This is a genomic window from Methylopila sp. Yamaguchi (genome assembly GCF_002897035.1).
Classification (GTDB): Bacteria; Pseudomonadota; Alphaproteobacteria; order Rhizobiales; family Methylopilaceae; genus Methylopila.
In genome coordinates this window covers 162,851-188,719 of sequence record NZ_BAUX01000010.1, presented here as the reverse complement: position 1 = coordinate 188,719, position 25,869 = coordinate 162,851, and the positions used below count along the sequence as shown (strand labels likewise).

The window sequence follows — 25,869 nt, the reverse complement described above, 5'->3', positions numbered from 1 at the left end:
GGCGACTGGCGAGACGGTGGCGCTCAGCGACGTCGAGCTGCTCGCGCCGACCGCGCCGGGCAAGATCATCGCGCTGTGGAAGAACCTCCGCGGCCTCGCCGCGAAGCTCGGGCAGACCCCGCCGGATGAGCCGCTCTACCTTCTGAAGGCCTCGTCCTCCGCGATCGGCTCCGGCGCGACCATCCGCCGGCCCTCGTCCTATGGCGGGCGCGTCGTGTTCGAGGGCGAACTCGGCATCGTCATCGGCGCGAAATGCCGTGAAGCGACGCCGGCCGAGGCGGCGGCGGCGATCTTCGGCTACACCTGCGTGAACGACGTCACGGCGGCGGACCTGATCGACAAGGACCCGTCCTTCGCGCAATGGGCGCGCGCGAAGAGCTTCGACGGGTTCGGAGCTTTCGGCCCCGCCGTCGCGACAGGGCTCGATCCGAGCGCGCTGGTCGTCAAGACCGTGCTTAACGGCTCCGAGCGCCAGAACTATCCCGTCGCGGACATGTTCTTCGAGCCGGCGGAGTTGGTGAGCCGGCTGTCCTTCGACATGACGCTGGAGCCGGGCGACCTCATCATGTGCGGCACCTCCGTCGGCGTCGGCGCGATGAGGGAGCCGGAGAACGTCGTCGAGGTGACCATCGAAGGCGTCGGAACGCTACGAAACCGCTTCGTCCAGTGACCACGAGAGGTCCGGTCAGGTCTTGGCCCCTGCGCGCGCCGCCCCATTTGCGGTGACGGGGTGCTTACGGCGACGTTAAGCCTGTCGTCGTCTAATGCCGACGATCGAAACGCCGCGCGACGAGGAAGTCCGATGACCATGCCCGATTTGGAGCGCGCGATCGTCGCGGTTCTCAAGATGATGGGCGACGCCGACGGCGATCTGGCCGACCGGATTCTGGACCGCTATCTCGTGCGATTCGGCGCGGACGCTGACGCCAAACATGCGGCGTTGCGCCGTCTGGAGGCCGCCATGACGGCGGACGGCGACGAGGCCGAAGCGGTTCAGCCGGCCCGCGCGAGCCGCTGACGCGCTGGCCTGCGCTGCTCGCGCTCTCGTGAGCGCGGCTTATCGGTCAATGGAACCGAAAACGGCCCGTTGCGCCCGGCCCGGCATAGCGTCGGCGCGCGTGTGCCTGCATATTACGGCCGCCCCAAAACATAGCGCCTCAGGAGACGTGGCCGATGCCGCATGAAACGCCGCTGATCTCGACGATCGTCGCGGGTTTCGTGCTGGCTTTCATTCTCGGGGCGATTGCGAACCGTTTCCGCCTGCCGCCCCTCGTCGGCTACCTCGTCGCAGGCGTTCTGGTTGGTCCGCACACGCCCGGCTACGTCGCCGACCAGCAGCTTGCGCCCGAGCTCGCCGAGATCGGCGTGATCCTGCTGATGTTCGGCGTGGGTTTGCACTTCTCGCTGAAGGATCTGCTGTCGGTGCGCGGCGTCGCGTTGCCGGGGGCGATCGCGCAGATGGCGGTCGCGACCGCGCTTGGCTGGGCCCTCGCCTGGCTGATGGGCTGGTCGCACGGCGGGGGCCTCGTGTTCGGCCTCGCGCTTTCGGTGGCGTCGACCGTCGTGCTGCTGAAGGCGCTGCAGGAGCGGCGCCTCGTCGAAAGCGAGCGCGGCAAGATAGCCGTCGGATGGCTGATCGTCGAAGACCTCGCGATGGTCCTGGCGCTCGTGCTGATTCCGGCGGCTGCAGGGATCGCGAGCGGGCAGGGCGGGGACGCCATGCACGGGGATCCGGTCGCGTTGCTGATCAGCCGCGCGCTGAACGTGGACCTCGGCATCACCGGCGTCATCGGCGTCACCCTGCTGAAGGTGGCGCTGTTCGTCGCGCTGATGCTCGTCGTCGGCCGGCGGCTGATCCCGGCGCTGCTTCACCGTATCGCCCACACCGGCTCGCGCGAGCTGTTCCGGCTCGGCGTGTTGGCGATCGCGCTCGGCGTCGCCTTCGGCGCGGCCAAGCTCTTCGGCGTATCGCTCGCGCTGGGCGCGTTCTTCGCCGGCATGATCCTCTCCGAGAGCGAGCTTTCGCACCGCGCGGCGCAGGAGAGCCTGCCGCTGCGCGACGCCTTCGCCGTGCTGTTCTTCGTGTCCGTCGGCATGCTGTTCGACCCGACGATCATCGTGCGGGACCCCTGGCCCGTCGTCGGCACGCTGTTCATCATCGTGATCGGGAAGTCGGTGGCGGCGTTCCTGATCGTGCTGGCGTTCCGACGATCGGTCGGCACGGCGCTCACGATCTCCGCCAGTCTCGCGCAGATCGGCGAGTTCTCATTCATCCTGGCTGAGCTCGGCGTCGGTCTGAATCTGATCCCGGAGGAGGGGCGCGACCTGATCCTCGCAGGCGCCATCCTGTCGATCATTCTCAACCCGATCGTGTTCTTCGCCGCCGATCGCATCCGTCCGCGGCTTGAGGCCCGCATCCTGCGTCCGACGCAAACGCCGCCGTTCGTCGAGACGCCGGCCGCCGAGACGGCGGCTTCGGAACCCTCCGCGGCCGCGCCGGCGGGCGTCCGGCCGGTTTCGGAGGAGGAGCCCACGCTTCCCGATATCGAAACGGAGGGTGAAACCCAGCCCACAACCCTTAGCGGGCACGCTGTCGTGGTCGGCTACGGCCGCGTCGGCGCCATCGTCGTGGACCAGCTCAAGGCCGCCAACACGCCGTTCCTCGTGATCGAGGACAGCGAGAAGCGGATCGCAGAACTGCGCGAGAAGGGCGTTGAGGTCATCGTCGGCAACGCCGCGAATCCAGCCGTGCTCGCCTTGGCGAACCTGAAAGGCGCGACGCGTCTTGCGATCGCGATCCCCGACGCCTTCGAGGGCGGACAGGTGACCGAGCAGGCGCGCGTCCAGAACCCGGGCCTGCTGATCATTGGCCGCGCGCATTCGGACGCCGAGGTCGACCATCTCGCGAAGCTCGGCGCGGACGTGGTGATCATGGGGGAGCGCGAGATCGCTCGCGGCATGCTGGAGCGCATCGGAGAGCCCATGACGAAAGCGCGCGGCGACGCGCCCGGTCCGCAAGAGCATGTGGCGGGCGCGGCGCCCGCAGCGCCCGGATCTGCGGACGAGGCGTCTCCGCCTACAGCTGCCGAAGCGTCCGAGCCGACCCCCTCCTCGGCGGAACCTTCGGACGACGCGCTCTCGGCGGGGTCCGACGCGGTTTCAGCCAGAACGGCGTAAGGCTTGGGATAAGCTAAGAGGCGGACGGCCCGCTTCGACAGCGGACACCGAGCGGGCGGCGGCCTGACATGCCAAAGCCCGGACCATTGGAAGGCCCGGGCTTGCGAAAGGTCGTCGGTAAACCGCTCAGTTCAATGCGCGGGTTCCTGTCTCGGCGGAAACAGCCGCTGTCGGACGCGCTTCGGCTTTGCCGTTCGGCGGCGCGTCATACAGCGGGACGCTCTCCTGAATCCGGCGGAACTCCGCCAGCGCCTGTCCGACGACCTGATCCATGTTGTAATAGCGATAGGTCGCGAGCCGGCCCACGAAGTGCACGTCGGCCGTTTCGTTCGCCAGCGCCTGATATCGCCGGTACAGCTCCTGGTTCTCGGGCCGCGGCACGGGATAGTACGGATCGCCGGTGGCGGCGGGGTACTCGTAGGTGATCGTTGTCTTCGGGTGCGTTTGCCCGGTGAGGTGCTTGTACTCGGTGATCCGAGTGTAGTCCTCGGTCTGCGGATAGTTCACCGTAGCGACGGGCTGGAACTGCTCCTGCTCGAGCGACCGGTGCTCGAACCGCAGCGAGCGGTACGGCAAGCGGCCGAAGCGGAAGTCGAAGAATTCGTCGATTGGACCGGTGAAGATCAGCCGTTTGAACTGCCCCGTCTCGCGGACTTCGCGGAAATCCGCGTTGAGCATGATCTGGATGTTGGGGTGATCCAGCATCCGCTCGAACATGCGCGTGTAACCATGCTTCGGCATGATCTGATGGGTGTCAGTGAAGTAGCGGTCGTCGGTGTTGGTGCGCGTCGGAACCCGCGCCGTGACCGACTTGTCGAGCTCCGACGGGTCGAGGCCCCACTGCTTCCGGGTGTAGCCGCGGAAGAACTTCTCGTAGAGCTCTCGTCCGACCTTGCTGACGACGACGTCCTCGGACGTCCGGATTTCCTCGACAGGCTCCGCCCGCGATTCGAGAAAGGCCGCGGCTTGCTCCTCGGTCGCGAGGTCGAGGCCGTAGAGCTCGTTAAGCGTCGTGCGGTTGATCGGGATCGGCACCAGCTTGTCGTCGACGCGCCCGAGCACGCGATGCTCGTAGGGGCGCCACTCCGTGAACTTCGACAGGTACTCGACAATAGCGTCGGAGTTCGTGTGGAAGATGTGCGGTCCGTACTGATGCATGAGCACGCCGGCGTCGTCGTACTTGTCGTAAGCGTTTCCGCCGATGTGCGGCCGACGGTCGATGATGAGCACCGTCTGATCACGCTCTGTCGCGATACGCTCGGCGAGCACCGATCCAGCAAAGCCGGCGCCGACGATCAGCCAATCATACATTGGCGGCTTCCTTGACGGCTTCCACGCCGAGCGCCGTTGCGCGGCTGCGGCGACGCGCGTGCGCGGCGGAGGTCGCGAGCGCATAGATCCGCTCGAAGGTCTGATCCCAGGAGTTGTCGGCGAGCTTGGCGTCGACGCGCGCGAGCCATGGGCCGCGGTCCATCGCCATCTGCTCCTCGATTGCCGCGATCATCTCGTCGGCGGTGGAGGCGATCTTGACGAGGCCCGCTTCCCCATAGTCCGCGATCACGTCGGTGATCGGCGTCGAGGTCACAGTCGCGCCGGCGGCCAGGAACTCCGGCGTTTTGGTCGGGCTGATGAAGCGCGTGGACTCGTTCAGCGCGAAGGGCATGAACGCGGCGTCCCACCCCCCGACATAGGACGGCAGGTCCTTGTAGTCGCGGCCGCCGAGCCAGTGCACGTTCTCCGCTCTCGGAAGGTCCGCCGGATCGATCTTCACCACCGGACCGACCATCACAAGCTGCCATTGCGGGCGCTTGGCGGCGATTTCGGCCACAAGTCCGATGTCCATACGTTCGTCGATCACGCCGAAAAAGCCGACGCGCGGATGCGGGATGGCCGCTTGGTCCTCGGGGTCCCGACGGTCCTCGGCGCGCCCCCTGCTGAAATGCTCGACGTCAATGCTGCTGGGAAACGCGTGGATGTTGCCGTGCCGGTGCTTCTTCGCCTCGTAGAGGCTGCGTCCGCCGGTGAACACGACGTCGGCGCGCGCCAGCATCTCATCCTCGAGCGCGATCAGCTCAGGCGGCGCGCCCTTGAACGCGGAGAGCTGATCCATGTTGTCGAAGACGGTGAGATCGGCTTCGAGATGGCGGCTGAAGAGGAGCGCCATCGGCGTATAGTACCAGAAGACGCGGCGCTCCGCGCCGAGGCTTTCAAGCAGTTCGTCGACCAGTTGACGCTGAGCGAGGATTTTGCCGCTCTCGCTGAGACCATGCGGCAGCACGGGAACGGCGACCGTCACGCCTTCGGAGCGCGCCGACGAGCGCAACAGGGGCTCGGCGACCTCTTCGAAGACAGGCTCTTCGATGACGTAAACGGGTTGCCGCTTGCCGATACGGCTTAGGAGGTGTTGAGGCCGTTGATAGACGAAATCCCAGCGGAGGTGCGAGAAGCAAATCACCGGGGCGTCTTCAATTCGCGAGGTCCCTGCGGCGTCGAGTTCTGGCGCGCAACTGCTGGTGGGTCGCATGATCTCTCCCGTCTCGGATGAACGAACCGCGACGCGGGAACGCGGCGTCGGCCGGGTCGAAGCGGGGACGCCGGTCTCGCCGGCTGCCGTTGCCGCGCCTTGGTGTTCGAACATGTACGTAGGTTCGGACGTTCCCAGAGAAGTGACTCTGTGCGTTACCGTACCAAAAGGTCGACGTACCGCGCCGCCGAGCCAAACCGGCACGGGAGCCCAATCCGCCCCATGAACCGAGAGGAGATGCGCTGCGTGATCATCGACGCGCCGCCGGCCTCCGCCGGCCTTCAGAGCTTCTTCGTCGCGGGCTTCGAATGCTCATCCCACCGGCGCGCCGACGGGGTTCGGCTCGATCTGATCGCCGCGACCGGCCACGACGAACTCGCCGCCCGTGACTTCGAGCGCCTCGCCGCCCTCGGTGTGACGACGGTGCGCGACGGCATGCGGTGGCATCTGATCGAGAAGGGGCCAGGGTTTTACGACTGGTCGAGCGTCCGGCCGATGCTGCGCGCGGCAAAGGAGGCGCGCGTCCAGGTCATTTGGGACCTCTGCCATTACGGGTATCCCGACAAGCTGGACATCTGGTCGCCGGCCTTCGTCGAGCGTTTTGCGCGCTTTGCGCGTGAGGCGGCGCGGTTCGTCCGCTCGGAGAGTGACGACGTCCCCTATTATTGCCCGATCAACGAGATGTCGTATTGGGCCTGGGCCGGCGGCGACATGCGTCAGTTCAATCCCATGACCAAGGGCCGGGGACCGGAGCTTAAGCGCCAGCTGGCCCGCGCCGCGATCGCGGCGATCGAGGCCGTGCGCTCGGTGGACCCGCGCGCCCGGTTTCTGACGGCCGAGCCGACCATTCATGTCGCACCGGCGAAGGCGTCCGCCTCTGCGAAGGCCGCCGCCGAGGGCTACCGACTGGCGCAGTTCGAGGCGACCGACATGGTCGCCGGCCGGTTGCATCCGGAGCTGGGCGGCTCGCCCGACAAGCTCGACATCGTCGGAGTGAACTTCTATCCGCAGAACCAGTGGGTTCTGGACGGCGGAACGATCCCGATGGGACATCACGACTATCGGCCGTTTCGCGAGATGCTCGCCGAGACGGCCGCCCGCTACGGCAGGCCGGTGCTGATCTCGGAGACGGGCGCCGAAGGCACGGGCCGTGCGGCCTGGTTGCATTATGTCTGCGACGAGGTCGCCGCGGCTCGCGAGGCCGGCGTTCAAGTGGAAGGCATCACCCTGTACCCGATCCTCGACTACCCCGGCTGGGACAACGGACGGGTTTGTGAAGTCGGGCTCTTCACCACGCCCAATTCGGACGGAGAACGCGCGGTGTTCAAGCCTCTGGCGGAAGAGCTCGCCCGTCGGCTGGCTCAGTTCGAGCCGGGCGTTCGTTGGGCTCTTCCAGACCGGGTCGTTCCGATCCGTCGGGGGGCGGCCTCGTGAGCGCGACGTCGATGGCGTTTCGGCCCGACACGCAGGAGGAGCGAAGCGCCATCGCGGCGGCGCTCCAAAGCCCGTCGGCGTTTTTCTGGCGGTACGCCAAGCGCTGGCCCGGCCATTTCATCGCGCTCGGGTTAGTGGTCACGGCCGGCGCCTGCATGATGGTCGCCACGCAATACGGCATGAAGCTTCTCGTCGACGCCATGGCGGCTCCGCCTCCGGCGTCGTCGGCGGTGTGGTGGGCGCTCGGCTTCTTCGTCGCCACGACGGCCCTCGAAGGCGCCTTGTGGCGGGTCTCAGGTTGGCTCGGCTGCCGCACCACGGTCGGCGTCGGCGTCGACATCCGGCTCGACCTGCTCGACTACGTCGCTGGCCATCCCATGCGGTACTTCCAGGACCAACGCGCCGGCGCCCTGGGGCACCGCATCACCTCGACCGCCGGTGATTTCGGCGTGCTGACCAACAGCATGACGTGGAACGTCATGCCGCCGATCGTGAGCTTTCTCGGCGCGGTGGTCATTTTTTTCACGATCGACCTTGGGATGGCCGTCGCTCTCTCCGCCTTCGCGGTGATCGTCACGATCGGACTGGTGCTGTTCGGCCGGCGCGGCCGCCCGCTGCACCGGCATTACGCAGAGCAGGCGGGTCTCGTCGGCGGCGAACTGATCGACGTCCTCACCAACATCTGGTCGGTGAAAGCCTTCGCCGCCAGCGCGCGTGAGCGCCGGCGGCTCCGGCACATCTTCGACGGCGAGGCGACGGCTCAGCGCAAGAGCTGGATGTTTACGGAGAAGGCGCGCGTCCTGCATGACGTGCTCCTTTGGGCCATGGCCGGCTCCATGATGCTCTGGGCGGTCTCGCTATGGTCCCGCGGATCGGTGACCACGGGCGACGTGGTCGTCGTCTCGACGCTTGTGTTCCGCATCCTCCACGGATCTCGCGATCTCGCGATGGCGCTCGTCGATATGGAGCGCCACGTCAGCTACATCGCCGAAACGCTGAAGGTCATCGGGACGCCGCACGAGGTTGTCGACCTCGAAGACGCCCGTCCTTTCCAGAAGCGCGGCGGGTCGATCGTTTTCGAGAAGGTGTCGTTCGGCTACGGCGGATCGCACGCCGTGCTGCGTGACTTCGACTTCGCCGTTCCCGCCGGCCAAAAGGTCGGCATCGTCGGCCCCTCCGGCGCCGGCAAGTCGACCCTGATCCACCTCGTCCAGCGTCTCCACGACGTGGATTCCGGACGGGTGCTGATCGATGGGCAGTCGGCCGCCGAGATCACGCAGGAGTCGCTGCGTTACGCCATCGCGGTCGTGCCGCAGGAGATCTCGCTGTTCCACCGCTCGGTGATGGAGAACATCCGGTTCGCGCGGCCGGAGGCGACGGACGACGAGGTCCGCGAGGCGGCGGCCGCCGCGCACTGCGGCTTCATCGACGACCTGGACGACGGCTTCGATACGCTCGTTGGCGAACGCGGCGCCAAGTTGTCTGGCGGCCAGCGTCAGCGCATCGGCATCGCACGCGCGATCCTGAAGAACGCGCCGATCGTAGTGCTGGACGAAGCGACCTCCGCGCTCGACACCGAGTCCGAAATCGAGGTGCAGAATGCGCTCACGCGGCTTACGCGCGATCGCACCGTGCTGGCCGTGGCGCATCGGCTGTCGACGCTGGCGGACTTCGATCGGATCGTCGTGCTGGTCGAGGGCAAAGTGGTCGAGGAGGGGTCCGTTCCCCACCTTCTCGCGGCGAACGGCGTCTTCGCGCGGATGTGGCGGCTTCAGTCGCGCGGATTGTCCGTAGACGAAGCGCTGGACAAGGCCGGGTAGGCCCGCTGGCTTTCGCCCGCCGCGGCGAGATGGCATCCGCATGACCGACGCCCCAAGGCGTCGAGGTCTCGGATCTCAATCCGCCCCCGCTGGCAGCGGACCGCCTGCTCTCCCTCGAGCATGTGCAGCCCGAGCGTGACGCTCGCGCGGCGGACGCCGAGGAGATCGCTCAGCTGTTGGTGGGTGAGCTCGATCGGACGATCACGGCGCAGGGCGTAAGCCTCCAACAGCCAGCGCGCCAACCGTTGCTCCACCGTGTGCAGAGCCGTGCAGACGCACAATTGCGTCGCTTGGATGATCCGGTCGTTGGCGTAGAGCATCAGCCGCCGCCGCAGGTCGGGGTGGAGCGTGGCGATGCGGTCGAGCGCTTCGGCGTCGATCGCCTGGGCCTGAACGCTTGTGAGCGCAACCGCGTCTCGGACCGCCGGATGGTGCGCGCTCAGCGCCGCGGACACGCCGACGAAGCCGCCGGGCCCCACAAGTCCGGTAGCCGCCGTGCCTCCGTCCGGAGCTCGGCCGAACAAGGCGACGAGGCCGTCGCTTACGAAGAACACCGTTTGAATTGAATGACCCGCGGACGCCAGCAGATCGCCCCGGCGCTTCTCCCCACGCCGAAGATGACGTTTGAGCAGAGCCGCGGCTTCAGGCTCCAGGCCCGCAATCAACGGGTGAGCGGCGCGATCGGCTTTTGGTCGGGCGGGGCGCAGCACCGCGACAGCCTGAACTCGCCGGGTCGCAAACGCAAACCGCCCGTCGCGAAAGCTCAGATTTGGTAGTCGGCTTCAAGAAGGGCGAGACCGCCGAGATCCCGCATTTCGGCCAGCGTCCGATGATCGAGCACGGTCGAGATCGCGTTGCGCACCTCGAGCATCATTAGGCGCACCTGACACGACCGCACATCCTCGCAATCGTCACAGGGCACGTAGGCCGACCGGCTGGCGCAGGCGATCGGGGCGAGCGGGCCGTCCAACGCCCGGACGATCGCGCCGACCGTGATGTCGTCCGGCGACTTGGAGAGCATATAGCCGCCGGCCTTGCCCTTCTTGCTGGAGAGCATGCCGGCGTTCCGAAGCTCGCCCAGGATCGCGTCGAGGAACTTCTTCGGGATCGCGTTGCGCTCGGCGACTTCCGCCACGAAGGTCGACTTTCCCGGCTGAAGGCGCGCCAGATCAACCATGGCCTTCAGGCCGTATTTCGCCTTCTTCGTCAGCATCGTCTCAACCCTCGCTGCGCCACGAGATACGAGATCTCTCGCGCCGCAGCAATATATGTTGAGTCGCTTACTGGAATGCGAGCGTAGTCAGGCGGCTTCTGCGCGCCATCGGTTGGCGATCAAAGCAGCGGCGTGGCTGGGGGCGGCCGATGCTAGGCCCTCGGCGCGCGTACGGCGCATCGGCCGTTACGCCGCCTGAGTAGAAAGAATCTTCCAGAGCCCGTTCGCCGCCGCCACAGCGCGGTCGCCGACCTTCAGCGTCCCCCGCATGAAGACCAAGGAGGAGGTCAGCCGGACGAGCTCAGGCTCCACCGCGACGAAGTCTCCCATCTTGGCGGTCGAGACGAACTGCATGTCGAACTGGACGGTGACGGAGGCCCGCCCGCCCGCCGCGTCCCAGGCCGCGACGCCGAGCGCGCGGTCTGCGAGCGTCATGAGCATGCCGCCATGGACAACGCCGATCAGGTTCGCATGCTTCGTCTCGGCCGTGACGCCGAAGGCGCGCAGGCCGCCTTCGCCGCGCCGCGTGACGATGGGGCCTACAAGGTCGATGAAGCCGGCGTCCTGGAACCTTTCCCAGCCATGGGCGAGGGGATCGTAGGGTGGCGAAGGAACAGCGTTCACGAGCGAGAGCGTCCTGTCTTGCAGGGAGGGAAGAGGCCTTAGGCGCGCCGCCAGAGATCCGGGCCGATCAAATGGATCGACGCGCCCGCGGAGTCCACGGCCACCGTGACGGGCATATCCACGACCTCGAACTCGTGGATGGCCTCCATCCCGAGGTCCTCGAACGCCAGCACCCGCGACGCGCGGATCGCCTGCGCGACCAGGATGGCGGCGCCGCCCACGGCGATGAGCGAGGCCGAGCCATGCCGCGCGATGGCCTCGATCGCCTCCGGCCCGCGCTCCGCCTTGCCGATCATGGCGAGCAGCCCGGTGTTCGCCAGAAGCGCATCAACGAAGCCGTCCATCCGCGTGGCCGTGGTTGGTCCTGCGGGACCCACCGCCTCGCCGCCGACCGCTTTCACCGGCCCGACATAGTAGATCACCCGTCCGTCGAGCGGCACGGGCAGAGGCTCTCCGCGGGCGAGGAGATCGGCCATGCGCTTGTGCGCCGCGTCCCGGCCGGTAAGCAGCTTGCCTGACAGCAGCAGCCGCTCGCCCACGGTCCAGGACCGTACCTCGTCGCGGGTCAGCCGATCGAGGTTGACCCTCCGCGCTGCGTCGGCCGTGCGCGCAAGCACGATCTCCGGCCAATCGGCGGCCTCGGGGGCTTCGAAGGTCGCGGGGCCCGAGCCGTCGAGGGTGAAGCTGACGTGCCGGTTCGCAGCGCACTGCGGCATGAGCGCGACGGGCTTCGAAGCGGCGTGGGTGGGGAAGGTCCGGATCTTCACGTCGAGCACGGTGGTGAGGCCGCCGAGCCCCTGCGCGCCGAGCCCCAGCGCATTGATGCGCTGGTAAAGCGAGATCCGCATGTCCTCCAGCTTCGAAGCGGGTCCGCGGCGCAGCAAGTCGAGCATGTCGATCGGCTCGAACAGCGACTCCTTCGCAAGCAGCATGGCCTTGTCGGCGCTGCCGCCGACGCCGATCCCGATGAGACCCGGAGGGCACCAGCCCGCCCCGAGCGTCGCCATGGTCTCGACCACCCAGTCCTCGACAGAGGCGCTCGGATTGAGCTGGACGAAGCGCGCCTTGTTCTCCGAGCCCCCGCCCTTCGCCGCGACGATGACCTCGACCGCGTCGCCCGGCACGAGGTCGACGTGAACCATGGCCGGCGCGTTGTCTCCGGTGTTGCGGCGTTCGAACAGCGGGTCGGCGATCATGGTGGCGCGGAGCGGATTGCCCTCGTCGAGATAGGCGCGGCGAACGCCCTCGTTGACGAGGTCGTCGAGCGCGCGGCGCGTGGCGAAGCGCACGTTCATGCCGACCTTGAGGAACACCGCGGCGACGCCGGTGTCCTGACACATCGGCCGCCGACCGATGAGCGCCATGCGCGAGTTCACCAGAATCTGCGCGATGGCGTCCTTCGCCGCCGGGCTCTCCTCGCGCTCATAAGCCTGAGCGAGATGACGGACGTAATCGGCGGGATGGACGTGGCTGACGAACTGCAGCGCGGCGGAGATCGACGCGATGAAGTCGTCCTCGGCGATCCAGACAGTCGGATGGGGCGCGGTCGCGGCCATAATAGTTACCCACTCGCAGCCGGGGACGGCCAAACGGGAACGTCGCACGCTCCACGCCGGTGGTTCAAGGCGATCGCCGAAGGACCCGGCGGGTCGGATACATCTTCAGATTGTGCATCTCATTTAAAAGTGTACCTTCGCGTGTGTCACTGGAGCGGCGCACGGCGGGCGGGAATGGCGGTGGAACAGGCGGTCGAGCGTTTCATCGCGCGCTGGCAGGGAAGGGTGGGCGGACAGGAGCGGGCGAACTACGCGTTGTTTCTGAGCGAGTTGACGGACGCGCTGGGCGTCGCCCGGCCCGACCCGGCGTCGGCGGCGACGGAAGAGAACGATTACGTCCTGGAGCGCGTGGTGAAGGAGATCGGGCGGGACGGCGCCGTCTCCCGGCGCCGGATCGACCTCTATCGGCGATCAAGGTTCGTGCTGGAGGCGAAGCAGTCGCGTCTTCCCGGAGCGGCGAAGGCTCCGCTCGGCGCCACGGCCGGCCCTGAGCCCGTAACGCGCGGACGGCGCGGCGCCGACAAGGCCTGGGACGTGCTGATGATGAACGCCCGCAACCAGGCCGAGCATTACGTGCGCCTGCTGCCGGAAGGCCATGAGCCGCCGCCGTTCGTCGTCGTCTGCGACGTCGGCCACTGCCTTGAGCTTTACGCGAACTTCCGCAAGGACGGCAAAGCGTACGACCAGTTTCCAGACCGCCAGGGCTACCGGATCTATCTCGAGGACCTGCGCCGTTCCGAGGTTCGCGAGCGGCTGGTCAAGGTGTGGAACGACCCGCTCGCGCTCGATCCCGCGCTGCACGCCTCTCGGGTCACCCGCGAGATCGCGATTCGGCTCGCCGAGGTGTCGCGTCGTCTGGAGGCGAAAGGCCATGCGACCGAGGAGGTCGCGCGGTTCCTGATGCGCATGCTGTTCACGATGTTCGCGCAGGACGTGGGGTTGATCGAGCGCGGCGGCTTCAGCGCGCTGCTCGCTGAATGCGAGGCGGCGCCGGCGCGATTCCAGCCTGTGGTCGGCCAGCTTTGGGAGGCCATGGACAAGGGCGGCTACGCCTTCGGCCTAAAAGCGCAGGTGCCGCGCTTCAACGGAGCTTTCTTCCGGGACTGCTCGGCGCTGCCGCTCGACAAGACCGAGATCGCGGAGCTCCGGGCGGCTGCCTCCTACGACTGGCGCGAGGTCGAGCCCGCGATCTTCGGCGCGCTGCTGGAGAAGGCGCTTGACCCGGACGAGCGGAGCGCGCTTGGCGCGCATTACACTCCGCGCGCTTATGTCGAGCGGCTTGTGGTCGCGACTGTGATGGAGCCGCTACGCGCAGACTGGGCGACAGCTCTCGCCACCGCCGAACGCCAGCGAGAAGAGGGACGCGGAGCGCAGGCGCTGAAGACGGTACGGGGCTTCCATGCGCGCCTCTGCGCCACGCGCGTGCTCGACCCGGCCTGCGGCACCGGCAACTTCCTCTACGTGACCCTCGAGCTGATGAAGCGGCTCGAGGGCTAGGTGCTGGAGGCGCTGGCCGACCTCGGCGGGCAGGAGGCCCTCTCCGGCCTGGAAGGTCACACGGTCGACCCGCACCAATTGCTAGGACTTGAGAAGAATCCCCGCGCCGCGGCGATCGCCGAACTTGCGCTCTGGATCGGCTATTTGCAGTGGCACGCTCGGACGCGAGGCGGCGCGCCGAACGAGCCGATCCTGAAGGCCTTCCGCAACATCCGGGTGATGGACGCCGTGCTGGAGGCGGAGGAGGAATTGCTGCGCGACGCCGCGGGCCGGCCCGTCGGCGATCGAGGCAGGGAGCGCACCCGCTACCTCAATCCGCGCCTCCCGGCTTGGCCGGACGCCGAATTCATCGTCGGCAACCCGCCTTTCATCGGCGGCAAGGACCTGCGCGCGCGGCTGGGGGCGGACTACGCCGAGGCGCTGTGGGCCGCAAACACGGGGATCAACGAGAGCGCCGATCTCGTAATGCATTGGTGGGACAGAGCGGCTGGGATCCTCGCCGCCAAGGACTCGCCACTGCGGCGCTTCGGCTTCGTCACCACGAACTCGATCAGCCAGGTGCTCCAGCGCCGCACGCTCGAACGCCGGATGGCCGGCCGGGCGCCAATCTCGATCGTGATGGCGATACCGGACCATCCCTGGACCAAGGCGGCGAGGGACAGCGCCGCGGTGCGCATCGCCATGACGGTGGCCGAGGCCGGCTTGAAGGAGGGCGCCCTGCGGGAGGTCGTGCGGGAGGAGGGCCTCGCCACCGACGCGCCCCTGATCGAGCTGTCCGAGAGGCGTGGCCGGATCAACGCGGACCTGACGATCGGCGCGGACGTGGGGGCAGCGAAGGCGCTGCTGGCGAACGGCGGGCTCTCGTCCCCGGGCGTCAAGCTGCACGGACAGGGCTTCGTCGTATCGACTCAGGACGTCAGGGCGCTCGGCGTGGACCGGAGACCAGGTCTCGCCGAGCGGATCGCGCCTTACCGCAATGGACGCGATCTGACCGCGCGGCCTCGCGATGCGAGAGCGCTCGATCTCTACGGGTTCAGCGAGGAGCGCGTGCGTCGCGACTTTCCGGAGGCCTATCAGCATCTCGCCGCGACCGTGAAGGTGGATCGGGCGAAGCAGCACGCCATGTCGCCGACGAAGGACGCGGCGGACTACCTCGCGCGGTGGTGGATCTTCGGAAAGCCTCGCCCCGATCTACGGGACGCGCTTGTCGGACTGTCCCGCTATGTGGTCACCGTGGAGACATCCAAGCATCGGGTCTTCCAGTTTCTCGACGGAAGCGTCTTGCCGGACAACATGCTCGTTGCCGTCGCAACCGACAGCGCCGTCCACCTCGGTGTGCTGTCGTCTCGGATTCACGCGGCTTGGGCTTCCGTCGCCGGCGCGACTCTGGAGGATCGCCCCCGTTATTCCAAATCCCGCTGCTTCGACCCGTTCCCGTTCCCTCATCCCACGCCGGTCCAGGCCGCGCGGATCGCGGCGATCGCGGAAGAGCTCGACGCGCACCGCAAGCGCGTCCTCGACGAGCGGCCGAAGCTCACCCTCACCGGGCTCTACAACGTGCTGGAGCGCCTGCGCGGCGGCGCGACCCCGTCCGATCTGACGCCCGCGGAGCGTCGCGTCTTCGACGAGGGCCTCGTCTTGATCCTGAAAGAGCTGCACGACCGCCTCGACCTTGAGGTCGCCGGCGCGTACGGCTGGCCGGCGGATCTCCCGGCGTAGGAGGTCGTGGCGCGGCTTGCGGCGCTGAACCTCGAACGTCGCGCGGAGGAAGCGACGGGCGCGGTGCGCTGGCTGAGGCCCGCCTATCAGGCGCAGCGCTTCGCCCGGGGCCGGGCCGCGGCGGACGACCGCGCCGGTCAGACCGAGGCTCCGCTAGCCGCGCTCGCCGCGCGCAAGCCCTCGTTCCCGAAGGAGGACATGGCCCAGACGGCGGCCGTCATCTTCGCGCTGCTCGAGGCGAGGGAGCCGATCGACGTGGGCTCGCTGGCCGACGCCTTCCGGGAGGGGCGGCGCGCGACGCCGCGGATCGAGGCGACGCTCGCCGCGCTCGCGCGGATCGGCGCCGTTGCGTCGGCAGGAGCGACCTTTGCGCTGCGCGGCCATGCCTGACCCTTCCGGCCGCGGCCCCGCGCCCTAGTTCGCTGTCGCATCCCGGCGCCGCTGGCGCGACAGCGAGGGCTCACAGGCATGGACATCCGGCTCGACGGTCAAGTCGCCATCGTCACCGGCGCATCGAGCGGCATCGGCCTCGCCGTCGCCCGCGGACTGGCCCTGTCCGGCGCCAAGGTCGCGGTGAACTACCGGTCCGGCAAGGACGAGGCCGAGGCGCTGGCGCGCGAGATCGAGGACGCCGGCGGCAAGGCTTTCGCCGTTTACGCCGACGTCTCGGACAAGGACCAGGTCGACGCGATGTTCGCCAGAACCGTGGAGCGCTGGGGCGGGGTCGACATCGTGGTGGCGAACGCCGGCATGCAGAAGGACGCCGACAGCTTCGAGATGACGCTGGACGACTGGCGGCAGGTGATCGACGTCAACCTGACAGGCCAGTTCCTCTGCGCGCAGGCCGCGATCCGGCGGTTTCGGGAGCAGGGCGATCGCGGCGTCTCGCGCTCCCGCGGCAAGCTCGTGTGCATGAGCTCGGTTCACGAGGTCATCCCTTGGGCGGGCCACGTCAACTACGCCGCCTCCAAGGGCGGGATCGCGCTGATGATGAAGACGCTGGCGCAGGAGGTCGCGGAACTTGGCGTCCGGGTGAACGCCATCGCGCCCGGCGCGATCCGCACCGCCATCAACGCGGAAGAACTGGAGGGCGAGGGCGGCGAGCAGGTCCTTAAGCTCATTCCCTACGGCCGGATCGGGGACGCGGAGGACATCGCCGACGTCGCGACTTGGCTCGTGTCCGACAAGGCCGACTATGTGGTGGGCGCGACGATCTTCGTCGACGGCGGCATGACGCTGTATCCGGCCTTCCGCAACAATGGCTGAGACCGATGCGCCGGCCTGCGCCATCGAGGACCACGCGCTCATCGGCGATATGGCGACGGCCGCCCTCGTGTCGCGCGAAGGCTCCATCGACTTCCTCTGCTGGCCCCGGTTCGACAGTCCCAGCGTGTTCGCCGGTCTGCTGGACGCCGCCAAAGGCGGCCACTTCACCATTCGGCCGAAGCTCGCAGGCGCGACCACCCGTCAGCTCTACCTGCCGGACACGAACGTCGTCCTCACCCGCTGGCTGAGCCCCGAGGGCAGCGCCGAGGTCACGGACGGCATGCGGCCAGTCTGCGGCGAAGACGGCGGCGGCCCACAGATCCTGCGAAGGGTCGAGGCGACCCGTGGCGAGGTCACGTTCTCCATCGCCTGCCGCCCGCGCTTCGACTACGCACGGGCCCGAGGCGAGACGCGCCGCGGGGCTCGGGGCGTCACCTTTCGCTTCGGCGAACTGACCTTGCGCCTCGCCTCCGACATTCCCCTGCGCGTGCGGGGAGGCGACGCCGTCGCGGAGTTCACGCTCAAGAATGGCGAGGTCGCATGGTTCGTGCTGGACGGCGGCGAGCATGAGCCGCTGTCCGCCGAACAGGCCCAGCTTTCGCTCGACGAGGCGGTGGCCTGGTGGCGGCGCTGGGTCGCGCAGTCGACCTACCACGGGCGCTGGCGCGAGACCGTGACGCGCTCGGCGCTCGCCCTCAAGCTCATGACGTCGCGCGACTTCGGCTCGATCGTGGCGGCGCCGACCTTCGGCCTGCCGGAGGCGATCGGCTTCGGCCGCAACTGGGACTATCGCGCCACCTGGGTGCGGGACGCCTCGTTCACGGTCTACGCCTTCATGCGTCTCGGCTTCCGGGAGGAGGCGCTTTCCTTCGTGCGGTGGATCGCCGAGCGGGTGCAGGGCGAGAAGGACGGCGTGATCCGTCTGATGTACGCGCTCGACGGCGGCCCCGCTCCAGCGGAGGAGGAGCTGCCGCATCTCGCCGGGTACCGCGGCTCGCAGCCGGTTCGGATCGGCAACGCCGCGGCCAGCCAGAGCCAGCTCGACATTTACGGCGAGCTTCTCGACGCGGTGTACCTCAACGACAAGTACGGCCAGGCGATGTCCGCCGACGGCTGGGCGCGCACGCGCCGGATCGTCGATCACGCCTGCGCCGTCTGGCGGCGCAAGGATGCCGGCATCTGGGAGATGCGGGGCGAGCCCCGCGCCTTTCTGCACTCCCGCCTGATGTGCTGGGTCGCCGTAGACCGCGCGTTGCGTCTCGCGCTCAAGCGATCGCTGCCCGCGCCCGTCGCGGAGTGGATGGCCGCGCGCGACGCGATCCACGACGACATCTGGAACACCTACTACGACGCCGAACGCGGCCACTTCGTCGCCAGCGCCGAGGGCGACGCGCTGGACGGAGCGCTGCTGCTGATGCCGCTCGTCCGGTTCTGCAGCGCGACGGACCCCAAGTGGCTGGCGACGCTCGACGCCATCAAGCGGGACCTCGGCGACGACTCCATGATCTTCCGCTACCGCTGCGATGACGGGCTGGAGGGAGACGAGGGCGCGTTTTCGGCGTGCTCGTTCTGGTACGTCGAGTGCCTCGCTCGCGCAGGCCGTCTTGACGAGGCTCAGCTTTGCTTCTCGAAGCTGCTCGCCTATCGCAATCATGTCGGCCTCTATGCCGAGGAGATCGGTCTCGACGGCTGCGCTTTGGGCAATTTTCCCCAAGCATTGACGCATCTCGCGCTGATCAGCGCCGCGCACTTCCTTGATCGGGAGCTTAGCGGGCGCCGCTCGACTTGGAGGCCCTAAAGCCAAGCTACCGCCGCTCGGCGCGAAGATTGCGGGAACGTTTTTTGACGTACAGCCGTTTAAAGCACAGAGGGGAATGATGGAGGGTTTCAGATGCGCAAGGGCATCACCGCTTTCGTTCTGGCGCTCGGCGTCGCACTGCCGACCGCGTCGATGGCTCAGGAAGGCACCGCCGCGGGCGTCGCGGGCGGCGCGGCAACGGGCGCCGTTCTCGGCGGACCGGTCGGCGCCGCGGCTGGCGCGGTCGCCGGCGGCGTTGCGGGCACGCTGATGGCGCCCCCCAAGCAGGTGAAGGAATACGTGGTGCGCGACGAGCGCCCGTCGATCGCCTACGAGGGTGAGGTCGTTGTCGGCAAGCCCCTCCCGAAAACCGTCGAGGTCTATCGGGTCCCGGACAGCGACTACAGCTACACCGTGGTCAACAACCGACGCTATATTGTCGACAATGACCGCACGGTGGTGGAAGTCGTCCAGTAAGCCGCCGTCTTGACGTTTAACGAGGCCCCTGCATCCTTCGGGACGCAGGGGCCTTCGGCGTTTGAGGGAGCTAGAGATGAGCGGTGAAATCCATTCGCATCCCGAGCGCTGGAAGCACGATGGCGTCCGAGTCATCAAGGGCGATCAACTCGATCCCAACACCGCTCAGACGCCAGGCATGTTTCGCCAGGCCGCCATCAACCAGGCCCGCGTCGGCGCGCAGAAGATTTGGGCCGGCACGGTCGCGATAGAGCCGAACGCCAAGACGGGCGTGCATCACCACGGGGCGCTCGAGAGCGTGATCTACGTGGTGAGCGGCCGGGCGCGGATGCGCTGGGGTGAGCGCTTGGAGTACGTGGCGGAGGCCGGGCCCGGCGACTTCATCTTCGTCCCGCCCTATGTCCCGCACCAAGAGATCAACGCCGATCCCGATCACCCGCTCCAGTGCGTTCTCGTGCGCTCCGACAACGAGGCGGTGGTGGTGAACATCCCAGACGTCGAGCCGGTCGAAGCGCCCGAGGCGGTGTACTGGGTAGATCCGATCCACAAGGGCCCGGATAACTAGCGCGGGCGCTCCGCGCGAACCGCGTCAGTAGGGATGCGGCAAAGGCAGGAACAGGCAGGGATCGCCGGCCTTAGCTGCGGGCGCATGAGGCGGACGCATCAGCAGCCCTTCGGCCTCCGCCAGCGGCCGCAGCATCGAGGAGTCCTGACGCGGAAAGGCGCTGACGACGGCGACGCCGCCCAGGCCGGTGTCGATCGCGGCGCGCAGATAGTCCTCGCGGCGGTCGTTCGCCGGCATGTCACGCCCAAGCCGGCCGACGATCAACGGCGGCTCGAGGTCCCTCCGGCCGGACAGCCGTCGCAGCGCTGGCGTCAGGAACAACAGCGAGCAGACGATCGCCGACACCGGATTGCCGGGGAGACCGAGCACCAGTGTTCCGCCACGGCGGCCCGCCATCATCGGCTTTCCCGGCCGCATCGCAATTTTCCAGAAGTCCAGCGCGACGCCCGCTTCCTCCAGTACTGGGCGGACGAGATCGTGGTCGCCGACGGAGGCCCCGCCGAGCGTCACCAGGATGTCGACCTCGTCGGCGAACGCGCGGCCGACGGCGGCCCCGATCGCCGCGCGGTCGTCGGGCGCGACGCCGAGATCGAGCGCGATCCCGCCTTCCCCCGCCACGACCGCAGCGATCGCGAAGGCGTTCGACGCAACGATCTGGTCGGGTCCGACCGGCTCGCCGGGCAGCACCAGTTCGTCGCCGGTGGCGAGAATGGCGACGCGCGGTCTCGCCGCGGCCTCAACCGTCGGATGCCCGAGCGCCGCGACGAGCGCCAGATCTCGCGCGCCAAGCCTGCGGCCGGGAGGCAGGAGCGCCTCTCCAAGGGTGAAGTCGATGCCGGCCTTGCGGATGTGCCGCCCGCGCTGGACGGTCTCTCCGACGACGATCGCGTCGCCCTCGCGGCTCGCATCCTCCTGCAGCAACACGCCGTCCGCGCCGGCGGGGACGGGCGCGCCGGTGAAGATGCGCACAGCCTGCCCCGGCGTTAGCGTCCCGCCGAAGCTCCGGCCCGCCGCCGATTCGCCCACGACGGCGAGGCGCGCGCCGAGCGTCGCGTCGTCCGCGCGCACCGCGTAGCCGTCCATCGCCGAGCAGTCCCAGGGCGGCTGGGTGCGCAGGGCGGCGACCGGCGCCGCCAGGGTGCGGCCAAGAGCGTCGCCAAGGAGGACGGTCTCCGCCGGCTTCGGCGCGACTGCGGCGAGGATCCGCGACCGCGCCTCCGCCACCGGCAGCAGATCGCTCACGAGAACTCCTCGACGCGGAAGTCGCCGGAGCGGCCGCCGGATTTCGCGACCAGCCGTACGCCTTCGATCCGCATGCCGCGGTCGACCGCCTTGGTCATGTCGTAGATCGTGAGGCAGGCCACGGCGACGGCGGTCAGCGCCTCCATTTCGACGCCCGTGGGGCCGGTGGTCCGCGCAGTGGCGGTCACGACGACGCCCGGGAGCGAAGAGTCCGGCGTCAACTCCACCGAGACCTTCGACAGCAGCAACTGATGGCACAGCGGGATCAGTTCGTGGGTCCGCTTGGCGGCCATGATGCCGGCGAGCCGCGCGGTCCCCAGCACGTCGCCCTTCTTGGCGTCGCCGGCCTCCACCAGCTTGAACGTCTCGAGCGCCATCACGACGCGACCCTCGGCCGTCGCCTCGCGCGACGTCGCGGCCTTGTCCGCGACGTCGACCATGTGGGCTTCTCCGGTGGACGACAGATGGGTGAGCGAGGCGTCTGAGGTCACTGCGGGGTTCCAATCCATAGGGCGTGGCCGATGTCGAGCGCGACGGCGGCGAAGACGCCGCAGCCCGTCAGCCCGAAGCCGATGAGGTAGAGCCGGGTCGCCCGGTCGTAGACGCGTTTCCTCAGTCCTTCGAGAGGAAGCAGGAGGGCCAGAGCGCGGATCTGGAGGAGGGCGCCGCCGAAGATCGCGATGACCGGGGGCAAGTCGTAGAGACGCCAGGCCCCAGGGCTCGACGCCCACTGGGACAGGAACCCGAGCGAGAACGACACCGTGATGCCGAAAGCGGTGATCGTGCCGTTCCGGAAGACGGCCTCGATCAGGTGCTCGCCGCGGCTCCCGGCCGGGGCCGCCTGCGCGTCGCCGTCAACGTCCATTGCGCTATCCCCGCCGGCCCCGATCGTCGCTCACCAGACGGGTGAGAAGATCGATCTGCTCCTGCTGCTTCGCAAGCAGCGAGACGATGTGCTCGTCGCGCAGCCGGTCGAGCTTGTCGTGCAGCGCCATGATCTCGATCTCGGCCTTGAGGTTCACCTCGTAATCGAGCTGCGCGTTGTGCCGGTCCTTCGCCGACTGCCGGTTCTGGCTCATCATGATCACCGGCGCCTGCAGCGCGGCGATCATCGACAGCAAAAGATTGAGAAAAATGAAGGGATAGGGATCGAAGGGCAGGGTGAGAAGCCAGACGTTCAACCCGGCCCACAGCGCGAGGAAAACGCAGAACAGGATGATGAAGGTCCACGAACCGCCGAAGGTCGCGACCCGGTCGGCGAGGCGATCGCCGAACGACATGCTGTCGTCGAACACCTCGTTCGGATCGCGCGAGAGGATCGTGCGCGCCTTGGCGTGACGCAACGCCCGCGCCTCGCTCTCCTCGAGCGCCTCCGTCGCCTTGCCGAACCAGCGCCGGGCGGCGGCCTGCACCTCGGAGGCGTGGTCGGTCATGGGCGCGAAGCCTTGCGTCTGGACGGGTCAGGCTGCGGCGTGGGCGGGCGCGAGCAACGCCCGCGTCGCCGCGGCGACGTCGGCCTGCCGCATCAGGCTTTCGCCGACGAGCAGCGCCCGGCAGCCGACCGCGCCGAGCCGCGCCACGTCGTCAGGCGTGAAGATGCCGCTCTCGCCGACCAGGATGCGATCGTCCGGCACCCGCTCGCTCAGCCGTTCCGTCATCTCCAGCGTCACTTCAAAGGTGCGCAGGTTGCGGTTGTTCACGCCGATCAGCGCGCTGCCGAGCGGGAGCGCGCGGTCGAGCTCCTCGGCGTCGTGCACCTCGATCAGCGCGTCCATGCCGAAATCGCCGGCGGCGGCGACGAGATCGCGGGCTTCGCCGTCGGTGACCGCCGCCATGATGACGAGGATGCAGTCGGCGCCCAGCGCGCGCGCCTCCGCCACCTGATAGGGTTCGTAGAGGAAGTCCTTCCGGATGACCGGCAGATCGACCGCCGCGCGGGCCGCGACGAGGTACTCTGGCGCGCCTTGGAACGACGGCCCGTCGGTCAGCACGGAGAGGCAGGTCGCGCCGCCGTCGGCGTAGGCGCGAGCGAGCGCCGGCGGATCGAAGTCCGCGCGGATCAGGCCTTTGGACGGGCTCGCCTTCTTGATCTCGGCGATCAGCGCCACCCCGCCGGCGTCGATGCGTCGACGGATGGCGGCCTCGAACCCACGGGGCGGGGAGGCGTCTTCGGCGGCCTTGGCGACCACGTCGTACGGCCGCGCGGCTTTGGCCTCCGCGATCTCGCGGCGCTTGTAGGCTTCGATCCGGGCGAGGATGTCGGTCATATCAAGGCCCTTGATGCCTCATGATTTTTCCTGAACCCCCGCGGCGGCGTCTAGGCGTAGGCGGCAGGATCGGCGACTTTCTATGAGCCGATCCGAACGCACCTGCAACCGCCCTGCCCGAGAGGTCGCCCATGCCCTCCACCGCGACGCTTCTTGCCTTCGCAGCCGTCGCGCTTGGCATGGTGCTGACGCCGGGGCCGAACATGCTCTACCTGATCTCGCGCTCGCTCTGCCAGGGGCCGAAGGCGGGTCTAATCTCGCTCGGCGGCGTCGCGCTCGGCTTCCTGTGCTACATGCTCTGCGCCGCCTTCGGCATCACCGCCTTGCTGTTCGCGGTGCCTTTCGCCTACGACGCGCTGCGGCTCGCAGGCGCGGCCTATCTCGCGTGGCTCGCCTGGAACGCGGTGAAGCCCGGCGGCGCCTCGCCGTTCGAGGTGCGGGCGCTTGCGCCGGACAGCCCGCGCAGGCTGTTCATGATGGGCCTCGTGACGAACCTTCTGAACCCGAAGGTCGCGATGTTCTATCTCGCGCTCTTTCCCCAGTTCATCGACCCCGCGGCGGGCTCCGTTCTGGCCCAGACGCTGGCGCTGGGAACGATCCAGATCACGATCAGCATGGCCGGCAACGCGATGTTCGCGCTCACCGCCGGCGGCATAGCGGCGTTCCTCGCGCGGCATCCGCTTTGGGTCACGGCGCAGCGCTGGCTGATGGGGCTGGTGCTCGGCGGGCTCGCCGTGCGGCTCGCGCTCGAAAGCCGGCGCTGAGAGCAGGGCCGTCTGGCGATCGAACACTGCCCCGGTCCCGGCGCAAGGCCGAGACAGAACGGAGCGTTCAGCCCTCGTTCGACACCCGGACCAAGGCGTCGAGGCGGGAGTAGGCGCCGCCGCTGTCGATGGCGTCCGCCGCGAGCGCCGCTCCTTCCTCGAGGGTGTTCACGCGGCCGGCGACGATGAGCGTCGCCGCCGCGTTGAGGATGGACACGTCGCGATAGGCGCCCTTGTCGCCGTCCAGCACCGCGCGCAGCGCGACCGCATTGGCCTCGGCGTCGCCGCCCTTGAGCGCTTCGGGCGAATGCCGTGGCAGGCCGGCGTCCTCGGGCGAGACGTCGAAGGTGCGGACGGCGCCGTCGCGCAGCTCGGCGACCTTCGTCGCGCCCGAGGTCGTGATCTCGTCGAGCCCATCCGAGCCGTGCACGACCCAGGCGCGCTCCGACCCAAGCCTTGCGAGGGCCTCAGCGATAGGCTCGACCCATTTCGCCGCGAACACGCCGACCATCTGGCGCCTTACGCCCGCGGGGTTCGACAGAGGGCCCAGCAGGTTGAAGATCGTGCGCACGCCGAGTTCGGTGCGGGCCGGGCCGACGTGGCGCATTGCGGCGTGGTGGTTCGGCGCGAACATGAAGCCGACGCCCGCCTCCGCGATGCAGCGGCCAATGAGCTCCGGTGAGGCGTCGACGTTCACGCCGAGCGCCTTCAGCACGTCGGCCGAGCCGGACTTCGAGGATAGGGCGCGGTTGCCGTGCTTGGCGACCGTGACCCCGCAGCCCGCGACAACGAAGGCGGCGCAGGTGGAGACGTTGACGGAGCCCGCGCCGTCCCCGCCGGTCCCCACCACGTCGACCGCGTCGGCGGGCGCGTCGACCGTCGTCATCTTGGCCCGCATGGTCGCGACGGCGCCGGCGATCTCGTCCACCGTCTCGCCACGCAGGCGCAGCGCCATCAGGAAGGCGCCGATCTGCGCCGGCGTCGCCTCGCCGGACATGATGTGGTCGAAGGCGGCCTCGGCTCCGGCCCGATCCAGCGCGCGGCCATCGGCGACGTGGGCGATGACCGCCTTGAAGTTGTCCATCGGCGAGCGCCCGTCAGCCGGCGAGACGGGTCGGAGGATGGCGCTCGGCGTTCCAGCGGCGCGCGTCCTCGAGAAAGTTCGCGAAGATCGTCGCGCCGTGCTCGGAAGCGATCGACTCGGGGTGGAACTGCACGCCGTGGATCGGAAGGGTGCGATGGGACAGGCCCATGATCAGGCCGTCGTCGGTCTCGGCGGTCACCTCGAGAGCCTCCGGAAGGTCCTCGCGCCGGACCACCAGCGAGTGGTAGCGGGTGGCGCGCAGCGGACCGTTGATGCCACGGAAGACGCCGCGGTTCGCGTGATTGACGCGGGCGAGCTTCCCGTGCACCGGCGCCGGCGCGCGCACCACCGTGCCGCCGAACACCTCGCCGATGGCCTGATGGCCAAGGCAGACGCCAAACACCGGAACGTTTTCCGCCGCCGCGCGCTCGATCAGCGCGCAGGAGACCCCGGCCTCATGCGGCGTGCATGGACCGGGCGAGATGACGATGGCGTCGGGCCGCGTCGCCATCACCTCGTCGACGGTCGTCTTGTCGTTGCGGCGCACGGAGACCTCGGCGCCGAGCGATCCGATCGCGTGCACCACGTTCCAGGTGAAGCTGTCGTAATTGTCGATCAGGGTGACGGCGGTCATCGGGGCCTCCAGCGCGGCGCACTGAACTGAAGCGCAGGCGCGGCGTCAAGCCAGCGAGGAATGCGAATCCGCCCAGAGCTCTTTGGACACGTCGCGGCGGTTCATCAGCGGGTCGTGATTCCCCAGTTTATCCGGGAAATACAGGCTAGGCGTCGAGCGGAGCGGGCGGGATCAACGTGACCCTGAACACGCCAGGGCATGACGAGCG

25 protein-coding genes and 1 pseudogene are annotated in these 25,869 nt (G+C 68.4%); 13 read left to right on the top strand and 13 right to left on the bottom strand.

Annotated features, from left to right (window positions below; genetic code table 11):
• From METY_RS13480 to METY_RS13470, 3 genes are all read left to right on the top strand, one after another.
• Positions 1–670 (top strand): fumarylacetoacetate hydrolase family protein (locus METY_RS13480; RefSeq protein WP_103121920.1); only part of this gene is annotated, 670 nt, incomplete at its 5' end.
• A gap of 132 nt (positions 671–802) precedes the next feature.
• A complete protein-coding gene (locus tag METY_RS13475; protein ID WP_103121914.1) occupies positions 803–1,018 on the top strand; it encodes a hypothetical protein in 216 nt (71 codons plus the stop codon).
• 155 nt (positions 1,019–1,173) lie between these two features.
• On the top strand, positions 1,174–3,177 hold the full coding sequence (locus METY_RS13470) for a cation:proton antiporter domain-containing protein (RefSeq protein WP_103121913.1): 2,004 nt from the start codon (positions 1,174–1,176) through the stop codon (positions 3,175–3,177).
• Positions 3,178–3,303: 126 nt separating this feature from the next.
• Here the strand turns inward: METY_RS13470 and glf are convergent, their stop codons facing one another.
• Together glf and METY_RS13460 are read right to left on the bottom strand one after the other, a co-directional pair.
• A complete protein-coding gene (gene glf / locus METY_RS13465) occupies positions 3,304–4,488 on the bottom strand; it encodes a UDP-galactopyranose mutase (protein ID WP_103121912.1) in 1,185 nt (394 codons plus the stop codon).
• Complete coding sequence (locus tag METY_RS13460; RefSeq protein WP_244593643.1) at positions 4,481–5,905, bottom strand: glycosyltransferase family 1 protein; 1,425 nt, start codon at positions 5,903–5,905, stop codon at positions 4,481–4,483. Before METY_RS13460 ends, glf begins: the two co-directional genes overlap by 8 nt.
• A gap of 33 nt (positions 5,906–5,938) precedes the next feature.
• Here METY_RS13460 and METY_RS13455 point away from each other — a divergent pair, with 33 nt between their 5' ends.
• Both METY_RS13455 and METY_RS13450 read left to right on the top strand, forming a co-directional pair.
• Entirely contained in the window at positions 5,939–7,135 is a 1,197-nt protein-coding gene (locus tag METY_RS13455) for a beta-glucosidase (RefSeq protein WP_103121919.1), read from the top strand.
• An 11-nt stretch (positions 7,136–7,146) separates the two neighbouring features.
• A complete protein-coding gene (locus tag METY_RS13450; protein ID WP_244593642.1) occupies positions 7,147–8,955 on the top strand; it encodes an ABC transporter ATP-binding protein in 1,809 nt (602 codons plus the stop codon).
• Here METY_RS13450 and METY_RS13445 read toward each other — a convergent pair.
• The 4 genes from METY_RS13445 to METY_RS13430 all read right to left on the bottom strand — a co-directional run bounded on the left by METY_RS13445 (position 8,907) and on the right by METY_RS13430 (position 12,348).
• Positions 8,907–9,665: a Crp/Fnr family transcriptional regulator gene (locus tag METY_RS13445; RefSeq protein ID WP_103121909.1), complete on the bottom strand. Its 759-nt coding sequence runs from the start codon at positions 9,663–9,665 to the stop codon at positions 8,907–8,909. The two genes, METY_RS13450 and METY_RS13445, sit on opposite strands and share 49 nt — an antisense overlap.
• 53 nt (positions 9,666–9,718) lie before the next feature.
• Positions 9,719–10,168, bottom strand: a complete 450-nt coding sequence (locus METY_RS13440) for an RrF2 family transcriptional regulator (RefSeq protein ID WP_103121908.1) — start codon at positions 10,166–10,168, stop codon at positions 9,719–9,721.
• Between the two features lie 186 nt (positions 10,169–10,354).
• A complete protein-coding gene (locus tag METY_RS13435) occupies positions 10,355–10,792 on the bottom strand; it encodes a PaaI family thioesterase (RefSeq protein ID WP_103121907.1) in 438 nt (145 codons plus the stop codon).
• A 38-nt stretch (positions 10,793–10,830) separates the two neighbouring features.
• A complete protein-coding gene (locus tag METY_RS13430) occupies positions 10,831–12,348 on the bottom strand; it encodes a fumarate hydratase (protein ID WP_103121906.1) in 1,518 nt (505 codons plus the stop codon).
• Here METY_RS13430 and METY_RS21700 point away from each other — a divergent pair.
• The 7 genes and pseudogenes from METY_RS21700 to METY_RS13405 all read left to right on the top strand — a co-directional run.
• Positions 12,232–14,469 (top strand): annotated as a pseudogene (locus tag METY_RS21700) (DNA methyltransferase); the annotation flags it as partial. The gene METY_RS13430 and the pseudogene METY_RS21700 overlap by 117 nt on opposite strands.
• Positions 14,464–15,564, top strand: coding sequence for a type IIL restriction-modification enzyme MmeI (locus METY_RS21695; protein ID WP_444849087.1), 1,101 nt, complete (start codon positions 14,464–14,466; stop codon positions 15,562–15,564). The pseudogene METY_RS21700 and the gene METY_RS21695, both read left to right, overlap by 6 nt.
• 6 nt (positions 15,565–15,570) lie before the next feature.
• Positions 15,571–15,954 (top strand): hypothetical protein, encoded by a 384-nt coding sequence (locus METY_RS21690; RefSeq protein ID WP_346433158.1) that lies wholly within the window; start codon positions 15,571–15,573, stop codon positions 15,952–15,954.
• A 78-nt stretch (positions 15,955–16,032) separates the two neighbouring features.
• Entirely contained in the window at positions 16,033–16,830 is a 798-nt protein-coding gene (locus tag METY_RS13420; protein WP_103121905.1) for a glucose 1-dehydrogenase, read from the top strand.
• Positions 16,823–18,628, top strand: a complete 1,806-nt coding sequence (locus METY_RS13415) for a glycoside hydrolase family 15 protein (protein ID WP_103121904.1) — start codon at positions 16,823–16,825, stop codon at positions 18,626–18,628. Before METY_RS13420 ends, METY_RS13415 begins: the two co-directional genes overlap by 8 nt.
• A gap of 93 nt (positions 18,629–18,721) precedes the next feature.
• A complete protein-coding gene (locus METY_RS13410) occupies positions 18,722–19,105 on the top strand; it encodes a DUF1236 domain-containing protein (RefSeq protein ID WP_103121903.1) in 384 nt (127 codons plus the stop codon).
• Positions 19,106–19,181: 76 nt separating this feature from the next.
• A complete protein-coding gene (locus METY_RS13405) occupies positions 19,182–19,670 on the top strand; it encodes a cupin domain-containing protein (protein WP_103121902.1) in 489 nt (162 codons plus the stop codon).
• Positions 19,671–19,694: 24 nt separating this feature from the next.
• Here the strand turns inward: METY_RS13405 and METY_RS13400 are convergent, their stop codons facing one another.
• The 5 genes from METY_RS13400 to trpC are packed head-to-tail and all read right to left on the bottom strand — an operon-like array spanning position 19,695 to position 23,179.
• Entirely contained in the window at positions 19,695–20,912 is a 1,218-nt protein-coding gene (locus METY_RS13400) for a molybdopterin molybdotransferase MoeA (protein ID WP_103121901.1), read from the bottom strand.
• Positions 20,909–21,421 (bottom strand): cyclic pyranopterin monophosphate synthase MoaC, encoded by a 513-nt coding sequence (moaC, locus tag METY_RS13395; RefSeq protein ID WP_103121900.1) that lies wholly within the window; start codon positions 21,419–21,421, stop codon positions 20,909–20,911. The genes METY_RS13400 and moaC overlap by 4 nt, the downstream gene beginning before the upstream one ends.
• Positions 21,400–21,777, bottom strand: coding sequence for a hypothetical protein (locus tag METY_RS13390; RefSeq protein WP_103121899.1), 378 nt, complete (start codon positions 21,775–21,777; stop codon positions 21,400–21,402). Before METY_RS13390 ends, moaC begins: the two co-directional genes overlap by 22 nt.
• Positions 21,778–21,781: 4 nt before the next feature.
• A complete protein-coding gene (locus METY_RS13385; RefSeq protein WP_103121898.1) occupies positions 21,782–22,345 on the bottom strand; it encodes a DUF1003 domain-containing protein in 564 nt (187 codons plus the stop codon).
• Between the two features lie 27 nt (positions 22,346–22,372).
• The gene (trpC, locus tag METY_RS13380; RefSeq protein ID WP_103121897.1) at positions 22,373–23,179 is read right to left on the bottom strand and encodes an indole-3-glycerol phosphate synthase TrpC; all 807 of its coding nucleotides are present in this window, start codon (positions 23,177–23,179) and stop codon (positions 22,373–22,375) included.
• A 131-nt stretch (positions 23,180–23,310) separates the two neighbouring features.
• On the opposite strand from trpC, the gene METY_RS13375 reads away from it, so the two are divergent.
• The gene (locus METY_RS13375; RefSeq protein ID WP_103121896.1) at positions 23,311–23,943 is read left to right on the top strand and encodes a LysE family translocator; all 633 of its coding nucleotides are present in this window, start codon (positions 23,311–23,313) and stop codon (positions 23,941–23,943) included.
• Positions 23,944–24,010: 67 nt separating this feature from the next.
• Here the strand turns inward: METY_RS13375 and trpD are convergent, their stop codons facing one another.
• Together trpD and METY_RS13365 are read right to left on the bottom strand one after the other, a co-directional pair.
• Entirely contained in the window at positions 24,011–25,027 is a 1,017-nt protein-coding gene (trpD, locus tag METY_RS13370) for an anthranilate phosphoribosyltransferase (RefSeq protein ID WP_103121895.1), read from the bottom strand.
• Positions 25,028–25,040: 13 nt separating this feature from the next.
• Positions 25,041–25,661, bottom strand: coding sequence for an anthranilate synthase component II (locus METY_RS13365; RefSeq protein WP_103121894.1), 621 nt, complete (start codon positions 25,659–25,661; stop codon positions 25,041–25,043).
• Between the last annotated feature and the right edge of the window lie 208 nt (positions 25,662–25,869).

Bases quoted from the DNA above. Each gene is read 5' to 3' on its own strand.
- METY_RS13440 (WP_103121908.1), bottom strand. From the start codon at position 10,168: ATGCTGACGAAGAAGGCGAAATACGGCCTGAAGGCCATGGTTGATCTG.
- trpD (WP_103121895.1), bottom strand. From the start codon at position 25,027: ATGGACAACTTCAAGGCGGTCATCGCCCACGTCGCCGATGGCCGCGCG.
- METY_RS13415 (WP_103121904.1), top strand. From the start codon at position 16,823: ATGGCTGAGACCGATGCGCCGGCCTGCGCCATCGAGGACCACGCGCTC.
- METY_RS13410 (WP_103121903.1), top strand. From the start codon at position 18,722: ATGCGCAAGGGCATCACCGCTTTCGTTCTGGCGCTCGGCGTCGCACTG.
- moaC (WP_103121900.1), bottom strand. From the start codon at position 21,421: ATGGATTGGAACCCCGCAGTGACCTCAGACGCCTCGCTCACCCATCTG.
- METY_RS13475 (WP_103121914.1), top strand. From the start codon at position 803: ATGACCATGCCCGATTTGGAGCGCGCGATCGTCGCGGTTCTCAAGATG.
- METY_RS13430 (WP_103121906.1), bottom strand. From the start codon at position 12,348: ATGGCCGCGACCGCGCCCCATCCGACTGTCTGGATCGCCGAGGACGAC.
- METY_RS13420 (WP_103121905.1), top strand. From the start codon at position 16,033: ATGGACATCCGGCTCGACGGTCAAGTCGCCATCGTCACCGGCGCATCG.
- METY_RS13470 (WP_103121913.1), top strand. From the start codon at position 1,174: ATGCCGCATGAAACGCCGCTGATCTCGACGATCGTCGCGGGTTTCGTG.
- METY_RS13385 (WP_103121898.1), bottom strand. From the start codon at position 22,345: ATGACCGACCACGCCTCCGAGGTGCAGGCCGCCGCCCGGCGCTGGTTC.
- METY_RS21695 (WP_444849087.1), top strand. From the start codon at position 14,464: ATGGCGATACCGGACCATCCCTGGACCAAGGCGGCGAGGGACAGCGCC.
- METY_RS13375 (WP_103121896.1), top strand. From the start codon at position 23,311: ATGCCCTCCACCGCGACGCTTCTTGCCTTCGCAGCCGTCGCGCTTGGC.
- METY_RS13405 (WP_103121902.1), top strand. From the start codon at position 19,182: ATGAGCGGTGAAATCCATTCGCATCCCGAGCGCTGGAAGCACGATGGC.
- glf (WP_103121912.1), bottom strand. From the start codon at position 4,488: ATGTATGATTGGCTGATCGTCGGCGCCGGCTTTGCTGGATCGGTGCTC.
- METY_RS13365 (WP_103121894.1), bottom strand. From the start codon at position 25,661: ATGACCGCCGTCACCCTGATCGACAATTACGACAGCTTCACCTGGAAC.
- METY_RS13450 (WP_244593642.1), top strand. From the start codon at position 7,147: ATGGCGTTTCGGCCCGACACGCAGGAGGAGCGAAGCGCCATCGCGGCG.
- METY_RS13390 (WP_103121899.1), bottom strand. From the start codon at position 21,777: ATGGACGTTGACGGCGACGCGCAGGCGGCCCCGGCCGGGAGCCGCGGC.
- trpC (WP_103121897.1), bottom strand. From the start codon at position 23,179: ATGACCGACATCCTCGCCCGGATCGAAGCCTACAAGCGCCGCGAGATC.
- METY_RS13455 (WP_103121919.1), top strand. From the start codon at position 5,939: ATGCGCTGCGTGATCATCGACGCGCCGCCGGCCTCCGCCGGCCTTCAG.